We start from the raw sequence: 14944 nt of genomic DNA, 5'->3' as shown, positions 1-14944 counted from the left end.
ACCTCCTTCGAGGAATGCTCGTCGTGATCTGCTGCATGGCAGGGATCGCGATGGCAGATGAGAAAAACATCCTAGTCACCAGCGGCACCGATCGGGCTACCCCGATCGCCGTCGTGCCGTTCGGCAACCAGGGCGGCAGCGTGCTGCCGGACGACATGGCGGAAATCATCGGTAACGACCTGCGCAACTCGGGTTACTACTCGCCGATTCCAAAACAGAACATGATCAGCCAGCCGAGCCAGGCGAGCGAAATCATCTTCCGTGACTTCAAGGCGCTGGGCGCCCAGTACGTCATGGTCGGCAGCATTGCGCCAGCGGGCGGTCGCCTGCAGGTTCAGTACGCCCTGTTCAACGTCGCCACCGAGCAACAAGTGCTCACCGGCAGCGTGTCGGGCAGTGTCGATCAGTTGCGCGACATGTCGCACTACATCGCCGACCAGTCGTTCGAAAAACTCACCGGCATCAAGGGTGCGTTCTCGACTCGCCTGCTGTACGTGACGGCCGAGCGCTTCTCCGAAAAGAACACGCGTTACACGCTGCAACGTTCGGACTATGACGGTGCCCGTGCCGTGACCCTGCTGCAATCGCGCGAGCCGATCCTGTCGCCGCGTTTCGCTCCCGATGGCAAGCGTATCGCCTACGTCTCGTTCGAGCAGAAGCGTCCGCGCATCTTCATGCAGAACATCGACACCGGTCGCCGTGAGCAGATCACCAACTTCGAAGGCCTGAACGGCGCGCCAGCCTGGTCGCCGGATGGCAATCGCCTGGCATTCGTACTGTCGAAAGACGGTAACCCGGACATCTACGTGATGAACCTGGGTTCGCGCTCGATCAGTCGCGTCACCAACGGTCAGGGCATCAACACCGAACCGTTCTGGGGCAAGGATGGTTCGACCATCTACTTCACCTCCGACCGTGGCGGCAAGCCGCAGATCTACAAGACCAGCGCTGGTGGCGGTGGTGCCGAGCGCGTGACTTTCGTGGGTAACTACAACGCCAACCCTAAACTGTCGGCCGATGAAAAGACCCTGGTGATGATCCATCGTCAGGAAGGTTTCACCAATTTCAAGGTGGCGGCCCAGGATTTGCAGCGCGGTAGCGTAAAAATCCTCACTGATAGCACTCTGGACGAGTCGCCTACTGTCGCGCCCAACGGCACCATGGTAATCTACGCCACCCGCCAGCAGGGCCGGGGAGTCTTGATGCTCGTGTCTATCAATGGACGCGTAAGGCTCCCGCTTCCTACCGCTCAAGGCGAAGTCAGAGAACCTTCCTGGTCCCCTTACCTGAACTGACGCGGCGCTATACGTTGTACTTAACACACTGGGGTTCATTAGGAGTTTCACGATGGAAATGCTGAAGTTTGGTAAATTTGCTGCGCTGGCACTGGCCATGGCTGTAGCTGTAGGTTGCTCGTCCAAAGGCGGCGACAATGCCGGTGAAGGCGCGGTAGATCCAAACGCTGGTTACGGCGCAAACACTGGTGCAGTTGACGGCTCCCTGAGCGAAGAAGCTGCACTGCGCGCTATCACCACTTTCTACTTCGAATACGACAGTTCGGACCTGAAGCCAGAAGCCATGCGCGCTCTGGACGTTCACGCCAAAGACCTGAAAGCAAACGGCGCTCGCGTTGTTCTGGAAGGCAACACCGACGAACGTGGTACTCGTGAGTACAACATGGCACTGGGCGAGCGTCGTGCGAAAGCCGTTCAGCGCTACCTGGTACTGCAAGGTGTTTCCCCAGCTCAGCTGGAACTGGTTTCCTACGGCGAAGAGCGTCCAGTTGCTACCGGCAACGACGAGCAGTCCTGGGCTCAAAACCGTCGCGTCGAACTGCGTAAGTAATTCGTCATGCGAACGTGCCGTCGTGCTGTAACTGTTCTGGCTCTCAGCCTTGCGCCGCTTGCGGCGTGGGCTGCGGTTCCTGTGGTCGAAAATGACTCCGGCTATAACAATAGCGGGACCAGTTATCCGCCTGCAGGTTACGGTACGAACGGCGCCTATGCCGGGGGAGGGGTTTCGGCCCCTGTCTCGGCACAGGGCGAGCTGTTCAACCAACTGCAATCCATGCAGCAACAGATCGAGCGCCAGCAAGGTGCGATCGAGGTTCTGCAAAATGATGTAGCGCGCATGAAGCAGGAAAGCCTGGAGCGATACCAGGATCTTGATCGGCGCATAGGTAGCGGTGTTGCACCTGCCGCGACGCCTGAAAATTCTTCCACCGGTGGCGATTTGAATGCCCCCGGTGCAGCAGCTGGCGCAGCTGCAGGTGCAGGAGCGGCAGCCGCTCAAGCACCCGCCGCGGGTAGCGAGCCGGCGGATCCGGCGAAGGAAAAGCTCTATTACGATGCTGCCTTCGACCTGATCAAGGCCAAGGATTTCGACAAGGCCAGCCAGGCTTTTGCCGCTTTCCTGCGCAAATACCCGAACAGCCAGTACGCGGGCAATGCCCAGTACTGGTTGGGCGAAGTGAACCTGGCCAAAGGCGATCTGCAAGGTGCAGGTCAGGCATTTGCCAAGGTTTCGCAGCTGTACCCCAAGCACGCCAAAGTGCCTGACTCGCTGTACAAGCTCGCTGATGTAGAGCGCCGCCTGGGTCATCCCGACAAGGTAAAAGGCATTCTGCAACAGGTGGTGGCCCAGTATCCGGGCACTTCCGCCGCTCAGCTGGCCCAGCGTGACCTGCAGAAAATGTAAGGGCTGCTTGACCCGCTTTGAAGAAACCCGCGCTTGCCGCGGGTTTTTTCGTTAGAATTCACGCCCATTTTATGAAACACGCTTTTTGGGGCCTGCGCATTGCCGGGGTTCCTTGAAGTGCCTGACGGAGGCGGACAGCCTGTTTAGCTGTTACGCCCGTGGCGACTATGCAAGACACATTGAGAATTACCGAAGTTTTTTACTCGTTGCAGGGTGAAACGCGGACTGCTGGCCTGCCCACTGTTTTTGTGCGCCTGACCGGTTGCCCTCTGCGTTGCCAATACTGCGACAGCGCCTACGCATTCACCGGTGGGACGATTCGCACCCTCGACGATATTCTCGAGCAGGTAGCCGGCTTTCGGCCGCGTTACGTCTGCGTCACGGGTGGCGAACCCCTGGCCCAGCCCAATGCCATTCCATTGCTCAAGCGCTTGTGCGATGCCGGTTACGAAGTGTCACTGGAAACCAGTGGCTCTATCGATATCTCGGCGGTAGATTCCCGGGTCAGTCGCGTTGTCGACCTGAAAACCCCGGGTTCGAAGGAAGCGCACCGCAACCGCTACGAAAACATCGAGCTGCTGACGCCCAACGATCAGGTGAAGTTTGTCATCTGCTCGCGGGAAGACTACGACTGGTCCGTGTCCAAGCTGATCCAGTACGGTCTGGACCAGCGCGCCGGTGAAGTCCTGTTCTCGCCAAGCCATCACGATCTCAATGCTCGAGACCTGGCGGACTGGGTGGTGGCGGACAACCTGCCAGTGCGTTTGCAATTGCAGCTGCATAAATATCTTTGGAACGACGAGCCGGGGCGCTGAAATGACTGAACCACTGAACACTGCTGAAAAACGTGCGGTCATCCTGTTGTCCGGCGGCCTCGATTCGGCCACCGTCGTGGCCATGGCGCGTGCCGAAGGCTACAGCTGCTACACCATGAGCTTCGACTACGGCCAGCGCTCTCACTCTGAGCTGTACGCCGCCGAACGCGTCGCCCGCGACCTGGGTGTGGTCGAGCACAAGGTCATTGGCCTTAACCTGAACGGTATGGGTGGCTCGGCGCTGACCGACAGCAGCATCGATATTCCGGAAGAGTTGGGCGAAGGCATTCCGGTGACTTACGTGCCGGCGCGTAACACGGTGTTCCTGTCCCTGGCGCTGGGCTGGGCAGAAGTGCTCGGTGCGCGGGACATCTTCATCGGCGTCAACGCGGTGGATTACTCCGGTTACCCGGATTGCCGTCCCGAGTTCATCGAGTCTTTCGAGCGCATGGCCAATCTGGCGACCAAGGCCGGCGTGGAAGGCAATGGCTTCCGCATTCAGGCACCGCTGCAGAACCTCAGCAAGGCACAAATTGTCCAGGCAGGTGTAAAGCTTGGTGTGAACTACGGCCTGACCGTTTCCTGCTATCAGGCCGACGATGACGGCCGTGCCTGCGGCAAATGCGACAGCTGCCGTCTGCGTGCAGAAGGCTTTGCGGCGGCCGGAATCAGCGACCCAACACCTTATTTTTGAATTATTTTAAAATAGGTGTTGAATAGTCCTTAAAAATCAGTATTATACGCGCCACCACACAGCGGGTCGTTAGCTCAGTTGGTAGAGCAGTTGGCTTTTAACCAATTGGTCGTAGGTTCGAATCCCACACGACCCACCATTTTTGGCGGTTTAGAAAATCCGGAAGGCCCACGCAAGTGAGGATTTCCGGGTTTTTTTTTGCCTTCGATTTAACACCGCCCCATTGATGGGCTGCACTGCAGGGCGCAGGTCAGAATCATCTTTTGCATCCTCCCGATATTCTGTAGCCTTGCGCAGCTTCAACGCTGTCCGTGCCTGATCAATACTCACTTTCCCGGCGGTACCCTGATGGGTCCGGAGCCGGGTGTATACTCGACTTTCGCGCGAATGCGCCTGCAGGTCTTGCGAACATGACGCAGATTTCCGAACGCCTTCTGGTTCAAGCCCACCTCGACGCCAAGCAGCCCAAGCCGCTGACCGCCGACGAGGAAGCTTATTATCGTGCCGCCATCGCTGCCGAGCTCAAGGCTCAGGACGCGGTGCTGGTGGCGCACTTCTATTGCGATCCGGTGATTCAGGCCCTGGCCGAAGAGACCGGAGGCTGTGTCTCCGACTCGCTGGAGATGGCCCGCTTCGGCAACGCTCACCCAGCCAAGACGGTAGTGGTTGCCGGTGTGAAATTCATGGGCGAGACGGCCAAGATCCTCAACCCTGAAAAACGCATCCTGATGCCGACCCTGGAGGCGACGTGCTCGCTGGACCTAGGGTGCCCTGTCGATGAGTTTTCCGCGTTCTGCGACCAGCATCCGGAGCGTACGGTGGTGGTTTACGCCAATACCTCGGCGGCGGTCAAAGCCCGCGCAGACTGGGTGGTGACATCGAGCTGCGCGCTGGAAATCGTCGAAAGCCTGATGGATAACGGTGAAACCATCATCTGGGGGCCGGACAAGCACCTGGGCACCTACATTCAGCGTCAAACCGGTGCCGACATGCTGCTGTGGGACGGTGCCTGCATCGTTCACGAAGAGTTCAAGTCCAAGCAGCTCGAAGACATGAAGGCGCTGTATCCGGATGCAGCGATCCTGGTGCACCCGGAGTCGCCGACCTCGGTGATCGAGCTGGCGGATGCCGTCGGCTCCACCAGCCAGTTGATCGCGGCGGCACAGAGCCTGCCGAACAAGACCCTGATCGTCGCTACCGACCGCGGTATCTTCTACAAGATGCAGCAGCTGTGCCCGGACAAGGTCTTTATCGAAGCGCCTACGGCCGGTAACGGCGCGGCATGCCGCAGCTGCGCGCATTGCCCCTGGATGGCGATGAACACCCTTGAGCGCACGCTCAAGAGCTTGAAGGAGGGTACGAACGAGATCTTTGTTGATCCGGCGTTGATTCCGCAGGCGATTCGGCCGCTCAAGCGCATGCTGGATTTCACCCAGGCGGCGCGGATGAAATTGGCCGGTAACGCCTGAGATCTATCAGCTAGTCGCAAAAAACTGTAGGAGTGAGCCTGCTCGCGATAGCGGTCTGTCAGTCACATGCATGTTGACTGATACGCCGCTATCGCGAGCAGGCTCACTCCTACAATGATTTGTGCGATGCGAATTTATTTGGTCTTCTTGGGGATTCGTACCAGCTGGGTATTGGAGTAGATGTCATGCCAGCTGCGCTTCTGCTTGTCGAACAGCGACCAGAAGAACCCCAGGCCCACGCACAGCAAGGACGCGATCGACACCACAAAGCGCAACAGCGCCTGCCACAGGCTGATGGACGAGCCATCGGCGTTCTGCACGCGTACACACCACACCTGCATGCCCAAGGTCTGGCCCGAGTAGGTCCAGAACTTGGCGAAGAAGCCGAACAGCACGAACAGCAGCACCGTTGAAAGCAGTGGATCGCCGTCCAGCGCGCCTGCTTCGGTGAGGGTGCGCATCTTCTCTTCGCCGATGATCGCCATCTGGATCATCTTGTAGACGCCGCTGGTGACGATCAGCAGGGCGGTGCACAGCAGGAAGTCATAGAACATCGCTGCCAGGCGACGACCCAGGCCGACGGCAGGGAAGTCGCCCTGGGGTTTGAGCAGGTGTTTCGACATGGCAGCCTCTGGGCGCAAAAGAAGCCATTTTACGGATTTACGCGCACAAAAAAGCCCCTGATGTCAGCATCAGGGGCTTTTTCGTTACAGAAGATTAACCTTCTGCTTGTACTTCGTCAGCCTGCATGCCTTTCTGGCCCTGCACAGCGATGAAGGTCACTTTCTGGCCTTCTTTCAGGCTCTTGAAACCGTTGCCCTGGATGGCGCGGAAATGCACGAACAGATCCGGACCGCTTTCAGGTGTGATAAAACCAAAACCTTTCTCGTCGTTAAACCACTTGACGGTACCGCTCTGACGTTGGGACATTTCTTATTTCCTTTGACGCAAAAAAATTAATGACAGTCTCTTTCTCATGAAAGAGTACTGGGGCTGGTTGCAGGAGAGTAAGAAGACGTCGAACGGGATGTAGCTAACTTGTAGGCTACTGCCCAGGTCACGATTCCAAGCGACCCATGCAAACACAGTGAACAAACTCTACGCCAACTATGGGAGAAAAAACAAGCCCTGTGAAAGGCCCGGATTTGCTCAGGTTGCTGGCACCCCGACAACTAGCACGGGCTTATGCGCTGGCGGTGTTCAAATGTTTTCGATCGTTATAAGCAAAGTTCATAATCGAAGCTTAGAGCCAAACGATGCACTATTTTATGGCGGTTGCGTTACACATTAGTGCAGTGTAAACGCAACCGCGTTACTTATAGGAACAGTCAATCAGCCGCGATAGTAGCGTTGTGGAACAAATGGCATTTTGCTTACAAGCAAAGGCACCTTTTTCCCACGAACAATTGCCCATACTGGCGTATCGATGGCGATGTAGGCGCTGTCCAGGTAACCCATGGCCAATGGGCCACCCAGGGTCGGTCCGAACCCGCCGCTGCAAACGCTGCCGATGATTTCGCCGGCTTCGTTGACGATTTCCGCGCCTTCGCGAACCGGGGTGCGTTCCTGCGGTAGCAGGCCGACGCGCTTGCGGGTAACACCGGCTTGTTGCTGGGCGAACACGCTTTCTGCGCCAGGGAAGCCGCCGGCGCGCGCACCGTCGGCACGACGTGGCTTGGAGATGGCCCACAACAGGCTGGCTTCGATCGGGGTGGTGTCGGTGTTCATGTCATGGCCGTACAGGCACAGGCCGGCTTCCAGGCGCAGGGAGTCGCGTGCACCGAGGCCAATGGCCGCCACTTCAGGCTCGGCCAGCAGGGCGCGGGCCAGGGCTTCGGCGCTGGTGGCCGGTACCGAGATTTCGAAACCGTCTTCACCGGTGTAACCCGAGCGGCTGACAAAGCAGTCCACGCCCAGCAGTTTCACGGGGGCGAACTGCATGAAGGTCATCTTGGCCACTTCTGGCGCCAGACGTGCCAGCACGGTCACCGCGGCCGGACCTTGCAGGGCGAGCAGGGCGCGTTCTTCGAACAGGGGCTCGATGCTGCACTGCTCGCCAATGTATTTGCGCAGGTGGGCCAGGTCCTGGTCCTTGCAGGCGGCGTTGACCACCAGGAACAGTTCGTCGTTGCCCAGGTTGGCGACCATCAGGTCGTCAAGGATGCCGCCGGTCTCGTTGGTGAACATGGCGTAGCGCTGCATGCCCACCGGCAAGTCGACGATGTCCACCGGCACCAGGGTTTCCAGGGCCTTGGCGGCATTGGCGCCGGTCAGGCGGATCTGGCCCATGTGCGAGACATCGAACAGGCCGGCCTGCTCGCGGGTGTGCTGGTGTTCTTTCATCACACCCAGCGGGTACTGCACCGGCATGTCATAGCCGGCGAACGGCACCATGCGCGCGCCCAGTTCGATGTGCAGGGCGTGCAGCGGCGTTTTCAACAGTTGTTCGGTGGACATATTCAGCTCCTGGAGAAGTGTGAAGATGAGCGCGCATCAGCACTCGATAATGTTGACCGCCAAACCGCCACGGGCGGTTTCCTTGTATTTGCTTTTCATGTCGGCGCCGGTCTGGCGCATGGTGCGGATGACCTTGTCGAGGGACACGAAGTGCTGCCCGTCGCCGCGCATGGCCATGCGCACGGCATTGATGGCCTTGACCGAACCCATGGCGTTGCGCTCGATGCAAGGCACTTGCACCAGGCCGCCAATCGGGTCGCAGGTCAGCCCGAGGTTGTGTTCCATGCCGATTTCCGCGGCGTTTTCCACTTGTTGCACAGTGCCGCCAAGCACCTCGCACAGGGCGCCCGCCGCCATTGAACAGGCCACGCCGACTTCGCCCTGGCAGCCGACTTCGGCACCCGAGATCGATGCGTTTTCCTTGTACAGGATGCCGATGGCCGCGGCGGTCAGCAGAAAGCGCACCACCCCGTCATCGTTCGCGCCGGGAATGAAACGCATGTAGTAATGCAGTACCGCCGGGATGATCCCGGCAGCGCCGTTGGTCGGGGCTGTCACCACGCGTCCGCCGTTGGCGTTTTCTTCGTTGACCGCCAGGGCGTACAGGTTGACCCAGTCCAGAACCGACAGTGGATCGCGCAGTGACGATTCAGGGTTCTTGCACAGTTGCCGGTGCAGCGCGGCTGCCCGGCGCTTGACCTTCAAGCCACCAGGCAGGATGCCTTCGTTGCGGCAACCGGCGGCGACGCAGTCCTGCATCACCTGCCAGATTTTCAACAGGCCGGCGCGGGTTTCCGCTTCCGGGCGCCAGGCACTTTCGTTGGTCAGCATCACCTGGCTGATGGACAAGCCGTAGGTGGTGCAGTGAGCAAGCAGATCCTTGGCGCTTTTGAACGGGAAGGTCAGGGGGGTGGCGTCTTCGACGATGCGGTCGGCGCCGGCGGCGTCTTCATCGACGACAAAACCACCGCCAACCGAATAGTACTCGCGGCTGCGGATTTGCAGGCCAGCGGCGTCGAAGGCGCGAAAGATCATGCCGTTGGGGTGATAGGCCAAGGGCTTGCGAATCATCGCCAGGTGTTCTTTCTCATTGAACGCAATGCTGTGTTCGCCGAGCAGGTTCAAACGGCCACTGCCGCGAATGTCATGCAGGCGGGCGGCTACGGTTTCGGTGTCCACGGTGTCCGGGTGTTCGCCTTCCAGGCCGAGCAACACAGCCTTGTCGCTGCCGTGGCCTTTACCGGTGGCGCCGAGTGAGCCGTACAGCTCGACTTTGACGCAAGCGGTGGCTGCGAGCAGCCCTTCACGGCGCAAACCTTCGGCGAAACGTGCGGCAGCGCGCATCGGGCCGACGGTGTGGGAGCTGGAGGGGCCGATGCCAATCTTGAACAGGTCGAACACGCTTAACGACATGGTTGTTCTCCGGTTTCTTGTTATAGGAATTCACGGATTTGGGGCAGGGTGCAGTCCTCTGTAGGAGCGAGCCTGCTCGCGATAGCGGTCTATCAGTCGACATATGTGGAGAATGTCAGTCCGTTATCGCGAGCAGGCTCGCTCCTACAAGGGGCTGGTGTTCTGGAATGAGGGGGCGGATTAACCGCCCCCTCATTGGTTTAAGCGTAGCTTTCGATCGACGGGCAGGCGCAAACCAGGTTGCGATCGCCGAAGACGTTGTCGACACGGCCGACCGGCGGCCAGTACTTGCCTTCGATCAGCGAGGCAACCGGATAAACCGCCTGCTCACGGCTGTACGGGTGCGACCACTCGCCGACCAACTCCGCCGCGGTGTGCGGGGCGTTTTTCAGTGGGTTGTCGTCCTTGTCCAGGGTGCCGTTTTCCACCGCGCGGATTTCTTCGCGGATGCGGATCATGGCGTCGCAGAAGCGGTCCAGTTCTTCCTTGGATTCGCTTTCGGTCGGCTCGATCATCAAGGTGCCAGCGACCGGGAACGACATGGTCGGTGCGTGGAAGCCGAAGTCGATCAGGCGCTTGGCCACGTCGTCGACGCTGATGCCGCTGCTGTCTTTCAGCGGGCGCAGGTCGAGGATGCATTCATGCGCCACCAGGCCGTTGCTGCCGGTGTACAGCACGGGATAGTGCTCTTCGAGGCGGCGGGAAATGTAGTTGGCGTTGAGGATCGCCAGCTGCGACGCGCGTTTCAGGCCGGCGCCGCCCATCATGCGGATGTACATCCAGGTGATCGGCAAAATGCTCGCGCTGCCGAACGGGGCGGCGCAGACTGCGCCTTCCTTGCGGGCCATGTGCGCGTGGCCTGGCAGGAACGGCGCCAGGTGCGATTTCACGCCGATCGGGCCAACGCCCGGGCCGCCACCGCCGTGGGGAATGCAGAAGGTCTTGTGCAGGTTCAGGTGCGACACGTCGCCGCCGAACTTGCCCGGGGCGCAGAGGCCGACCATGGCGTTCATGTTGGCGCCGTCGATGTACACCTGGCCGCCGTGGTCGTGGATGATGCCGCAGATTTCGCGGATGCCTTCCTCGAACACACCGTGGGTCGACGGGTAGGTGATCATCAGCGCGGCGAGGTGCTCGCGGTGCTCGATGGCCTTGGCGCGCAGGTCTTCGATGTCGACGTTGCCGCGGGCGTCGCAGGCGGTGACCACTACGCGCATGCCGGCCATCTGGGCGGTGGCCGGGTTGGTGCCGTGGGCCGAGGACGGGATCAGGCAGATGTCGCGACGGTCTTCGCCACGGCTCTGGTGGTAGGCGCGGATCGCCAGCAGACCGGCGTATTCACCCTGGGAACCGGCGTTCGGCTGCAGCGAGATCGAGTCGTAACCGGTGGCGGCGCAGAGCATCGCTTCCAGTTCATCGGTCAGTTGCTGGTAGCCGGCGCTCTGCTCGGCCGGAGCGAACGGGTGCAGGGCGCCGAATTCGGCCCAGGTCACCGGGATCATTTCGCTGGCGGCGTTGAGCTTCATGGTGCACGAGCCCAGCGGGATCATGGTGCGGTCCAGCGCCAGGTCCTTGTCCGCCAGTTTGCGCAGGTAGCGCATCAGCTCGGTTTCCGAGTGGTAGCGGTTGAATACCGGGTGGCTGAGGATTGGCGACTGGCGTACCAGGGCGGCCGGGATGGTGCCCTGTACCGAGGCGGAGAGGGCGGTGAAGTCCGGCAGGCTCTGGCCAGCGGCGAACAGGGCCCACAGGGTTTCCACGTCGGCCTGGGTGCTGGTTTCGTCGAGGGACAGGCCCAGACGCTCGGCGTCCACTACGCGCAGGTTGATTTGCTGAGCATGCGCCTGGTCGTGCAGTTTTGCGGTGTCAGCGCCGGTCTTGATCGACAGGGTGTCGAAGAAGCTGTCCTGCTCAACCTTCAGGCCCAGTGCGCTCAAGCCTTTGGCCAGGATCGCGGTCAGCTGGTGCACGCGCTGGGCGATCTGCGTCAGGCCTTTCGGACCGTGGTACACGGCGTACATGCTGGCGATGTTGGCCAGCAGTACCTGTGCGGTGCAGATGTTCGAGGTGGCCTTCTCGCGACGGATGTGCTGCTCGCGGGTCTGCATCGCCAGGCGCAGGGCCGGCTTGCCGAAACGGTCTACCGAAACACCGACCAGACGGCCCGGCATGTCGCGCTTGAACGCATCCTTGGTGGAGAAGTAGGCGGCGTGCGGGCCACCGAAACCCAGCGGCACGCCGAAGCGTTGCGCGGAACCAATGGCGACGTCGGCGCCGAATTCGCCCGGCGCGGTCAGCAGGGTCAGGGCCAACAGGTCGGCGGCCACGGCCACCAACGCGTTGGCAGCGTGGAAACGCTCGGTCAGTTCGCGGTAGTCGAAGACGTCACCGTTGCTCGCCGGGTATTGCAGCAGGGCACCGAAGAACGGCGTCACGTCGCTCAGTTCACGCTCGTCACCGACCACCACCTCGATGCCCAAAGGCTCGGCACGGGTGCGCAGCACGTCGAGGGTCTGCGGGTGGCAATGCACGGAAGCGAAGAACTGGTGGCTGCCCTTGTTCTTGCTCAGGCGCTTGCAGAAGGTCATGGCTTCGGCAGCGGCGGTGGCTTCGTCGAGCAGCGAGGCGTTGGCGATCGGCAGGCCGGTGAGGTCGCTGATCAGGGTCTGGAAGTTCAGCAGGGCTTCGAGGCGGCCCTGGGAGATTTCCGGCTGGTACGGGGTGTAGGCGGTGTACCAGGCCGGGTTTTCCAGGAGGTTGCGCAGGATCGGCGACGGCGTGTGGGTGCCGTAGTAGCCCTGGCCGATGAAGGTCTTGAACAGCTGGTTCTTACCGGCGATGCCTTTGATCATCGCCAGGGCGTCGGCTTCGCTCAGGCCGTCTTCGAGGCCGAGCACGCTGGTGCCCTTGATGCTGTCGGGAATGACGCTGGCGCCCAGGGCTTCGAGGGAGTCGAAACCGAGGGTGTTGAGCATGGCTTGCTCGTCACCGGCGCGGGGGCCGATGTGGCGGGCGATGAATTCGTTGGCGGTGCTGAGATTGATAGTCATGGCGGATTCCTCAGGCTTCGGCTTGGGCTTTGATCAGGCGGTCGTAGGCGTCCTGATCCAGCAGTTGGCCGACCGCGGCAGCGTCAGCAGGTTTGAAACGGAAGAACCAGCCTTCGCCCAGCGGATCTTCGTTGACCAGTTCAGGAGAACCGTCCAGTGCCGGGTTCACTTCCAGCACTTCTCCGTCCAGCGGCATGTACACGCCGCTGGCGGCTTTTACCGATTCCACGGTGGCGGCTTCAGCGCCTTTGTCGTAGGACTGCAGCTCTGGCAGTTGTACGAAAACCACGTCGCCCAGTGCGTTCTGCGCGAAAGCGGTGATGCCGACTGTGACGCTGCCGTCAGCTTCGGTGCGCAGCCATTCGTGATCTTCAGTAAAACGCAACTCGCTCATGGAAACTCCTAAGGGGGCCAGACTCGTCTGGTGGACGCGATTGAATGCTTGGGCAATGCCCTGGTTTATGAGGGGTTACTAAGCAAAAAGGCGGCCAATGTTTAATTATTGTTATAAATCAATGAGTTAAGTTGTTTTTAGGCAAAGCTGTTTATGCAGGCTGTAGCGAAATCGCTACAGTCGCAGCAGGAGAAAAAAGCTGAAGTGGATCAAAGCCTTGCGCAGGGCTGGTTGGAGAGGGGTGTAGCGATATCGTTCCGCTGTAGCGCTTTCAGTACAGGTGGAGGTCGCTTTTGGCACGGTTTCCGGGTGACGGAAAACCTGTGGGAGCGGGCTTGCCCGCGATAGCGGTGGGTCAGTCGCCATCAATGGTGCATCTGCCGACGCCATCGCGGGCAAGCCCGCTCCCACAGGGATCTGTGGTGGATTCGAGAGAGGAGGGCTCAACCCTTGCTCGGAATGCCGTACTTGCGCAACCGATGGGCGATGGCGGTGTGGGAGGTTTGCAGGCGGCTGGCCAGTTGGCGGGTCGAGGGGTAGCTGACGTAGAGCTTTTCCAGCAAGGTTTTCTCGTATTCGTCCATGGCCTGCTCCAGGCTGTCGATATCCTGATCGCTCTGGCGCGCCACCGAGGTACCCGCGATGTCGAGGTCGCCAATGTCTACCAGACTGCTTTCACAAATGGCCGCGGCACGGAAGATCACGTTTTGCAGTTGCCGCACGTTGCCCGGCCAGCGGTTGCCGAGCAGGGCTGGGTAAGTGCCCGGCGCCAGGCGACAGACCGGGCGCTGGATCTGTGCGCAGGCCTGCTGCATGAAGTATCGGGCCAGGAGCAGGATGTCCTGGCCGCGTTCACGCAGCGGCGGGACTTCGACATTGAGGACGTTGAGGCGGTAGAACAGGTCTTCGCGGAACAGGCCTTCGCTGACCATTTTTTCCAGGTCGCGGTGGGTCGCGCTGAGGATCCGCACATTGACCTTGACCTCACGATCGCCGCCCACCCGACGGAAGCTGCCATCGTTGAGGAAGCGCAGCAACTTGGCTTGCAGATACGGTGACATCTCGCCGATTTCGTCGAGAAACACCGTGCCCTGGTTGGCCAGTTCCATCAGCCCCGGCTTGCCGCCCCGTTGCGCACCGGTGAAGGCGCCGGGGGCGTAGCCGAACAGTTCGCTTTCGGCGAGGTTCTCTGGCAATGCCGCGCAATTCAGTGCCAGGAACGGTGAGTTGTGGCGGGCACTGATGGCGTGGCAAGCCCGCGCCACCAGTTCCTTGCCGGTGCCGGTTTCGCCCTGGATCAACAGCGGTGCATCAAGGGCCGCCACCCGTTGCGCGCGAACCTTGAGCGTGCGAATGACCGGCGATTCGCCCAGCAATGCATCGAAGCCTTCGGCGTGATCATGGTGCAGTGCGGACAGGCGCTCACCGATGCGGTTGGGTTGATAGAGGGTGAGCAGGGCGCCGGCGTCGGTGATCGGCGTGGCGTCGAGCAGCAGCGTCTGGCCGTTGACGGTGATTTCCCGCAGCGGCAGGCGAAAGCCGTGTTCGAGCAACGCATCGAGCAGCGCCGGGTCGGCAAACAGGTCGGCGACACTTTCGTCGGCCGGCTCGCGACCGTACAAGGCAATCAACGCAGGGTTGGCCAGCAGCACCTTGCCGTCGCTGTCCAGCGCCAGCACCGGGTCCGTCATCGCCGCGAGCAGCGCATCGAGCTGCAAGTGTCGACGCTGGCCGGGCAGGATGTCGACCACGGTCATCGCCTGCACGCCGCGCACGCTCAGCAACGCATCGCGCAACTCTTCGAGCACTTGCGGGCTCAGGGTCGGCGCGTCGATGTAGACGTTGGGCGGGACCATTTCCACCGCATCCAGGTTGAGGTTACGTCCACCGAGCAAGGCCAGGACTTCCTGGGTGATGCCGACGCGATCGATGAAGCTGACGTGGATACGCATGGT

Annotated in this window: 13 protein-coding genes and 1 tRNA gene; 7 read left to right on the top strand and 7 right to left on the bottom strand. The window is 60.6% G+C overall.

The annotated features are described in order from the left end of the window. Positions 1–14 precede the first annotated feature (14 nt). The 7 genes from tolB (at position 15) to nadA (ending at position 5675) form a co-directional block, all read left to right on the top strand. Positions 15–1295, top strand: coding sequence for a Tol-Pal system beta propeller repeat protein TolB (gene tolB, locus OH720_RS25635; protein WP_177325088.1), 1281 nt, complete (start codon positions 15–17; stop codon positions 1293–1295). A gap of 52 nt (positions 1296–1347) precedes the next feature. Next, entirely contained in the window at positions 1348–1845 is a 498-nt protein-coding gene (pal, locus tag OH720_RS25630) for a peptidoglycan-associated lipoprotein Pal (protein ID WP_003178634.1), read from the top strand. Positions 1846–1851: 6 nt separating this feature from the next. Further along, positions 1852–2697 carry a tol-pal system protein YbgF gene (gene ybgF / locus OH720_RS25625; RefSeq protein WP_180205175.1) on the top strand — a complete coding sequence of 282 codons (846 nt, stop codon included), beginning with the start codon at positions 1852–1854 and terminating at the stop codon, positions 2695–2697. A gap of 167 nt (positions 2698–2864) precedes the next feature. Further along, positions 2865–3512 carry a 7-carboxy-7-deazaguanine synthase QueE gene (gene queE / locus OH720_RS25620; protein WP_007995628.1) on the top strand — a complete coding sequence of 216 codons (648 nt, stop codon included), beginning with the start codon at positions 2865–2867 and terminating at the stop codon, positions 3510–3512. Position 3513: 1 nt separating this feature from the next. Beyond that, on the top strand, positions 3514–4206 hold the full coding sequence (gene queC / locus OH720_RS25615; RefSeq protein WP_272603359.1) for a 7-cyano-7-deazaguanine synthase QueC: 693 nt from the start codon (positions 3514–3516) through the stop codon (positions 4204–4206). Between the two features lie 63 nt (positions 4207–4269). After that, positions 4270–4345, top strand: a tRNA-Lys gene (locus OH720_RS25610). A gap of 271 nt (positions 4346–4616) precedes the next feature. Beyond that, positions 4617–5675 (top strand): quinolinate synthase NadA, encoded by a 1059-nt coding sequence (gene nadA, locus OH720_RS25605; RefSeq protein WP_008054654.1) that lies wholly within the window; start codon positions 4617–4619, stop codon positions 5673–5675. Positions 5676–5809: 134 nt separating this feature from the next. On the opposite strand, the gene OH720_RS25600 is transcribed toward nadA, so the two are convergent. The 7 genes from OH720_RS25600 to OH720_RS25570 form a co-directional block, all read right to left on the bottom strand. Next, on the bottom strand, positions 5810–6298 hold the full coding sequence (locus tag OH720_RS25600) for an RDD family protein (RefSeq protein WP_180205173.1): 489 nt from the start codon (positions 6296–6298) through the stop codon (positions 5810–5812). Between the two features lie 94 nt (positions 6299–6392). Then, a complete protein-coding gene (locus OH720_RS25595; protein ID WP_007931076.1) occupies positions 6393–6605 on the bottom strand; it encodes a cold-shock protein in 213 nt (70 codons plus the stop codon). 402 nt (positions 6606–7007) lie between these two features. Next, positions 7008–8132: a glycine cleavage system aminomethyltransferase GcvT gene (gcvT, locus tag OH720_RS25590; protein WP_272603358.1), complete on the bottom strand. Its 1125-nt coding sequence runs from the start codon at positions 8130–8132 to the stop codon at positions 7008–7010. Between the two features lie 36 nt (positions 8133–8168). Further along, positions 8169–9545: an L-serine ammonia-lyase gene (locus OH720_RS25585; RefSeq protein WP_272603357.1), complete on the bottom strand. Its 1377-nt coding sequence runs from the start codon at positions 9543–9545 to the stop codon at positions 8169–8171. A 200-nt stretch (positions 9546–9745) separates the two neighbouring features. After that, positions 9746–12595: an aminomethyl-transferring glycine dehydrogenase gene (gene gcvP / locus OH720_RS25580; RefSeq protein WP_272603356.1), complete on the bottom strand. Its 2850-nt coding sequence runs from the start codon at positions 12593–12595 to the stop codon at positions 9746–9748. 10 nt (positions 12596–12605) lie between these two features. Continuing rightward, complete coding sequence (gene gcvH, locus OH720_RS25575; RefSeq protein WP_272603355.1) at positions 12606–12989, bottom strand: glycine cleavage system protein GcvH; 384 nt, start codon at positions 12987–12989, stop codon at positions 12606–12608. Positions 12990–13432: 443 nt separating this feature from the next. Continuing rightward, on the bottom strand, positions 13433–14941 hold the full coding sequence (locus OH720_RS25570; protein WP_272603354.1) for a sigma-54-dependent transcriptional regulator: 1509 nt from the start codon (positions 14939–14941) through the stop codon (positions 13433–13435). Between the last annotated feature and the right edge of the window lie 3 nt (positions 14942–14944).

The organism is Pseudomonas sp. WJP1, from assembly GCF_028471945.1.
In the GTDB taxonomy this organism is placed as follows: domain Bacteria; phylum Pseudomonadota; class Gammaproteobacteria; order Pseudomonadales; family Pseudomonadaceae; genus Aquipseudomonas.
This window is presented reverse-complemented; position numbering and strand designations above follow the sequence as displayed.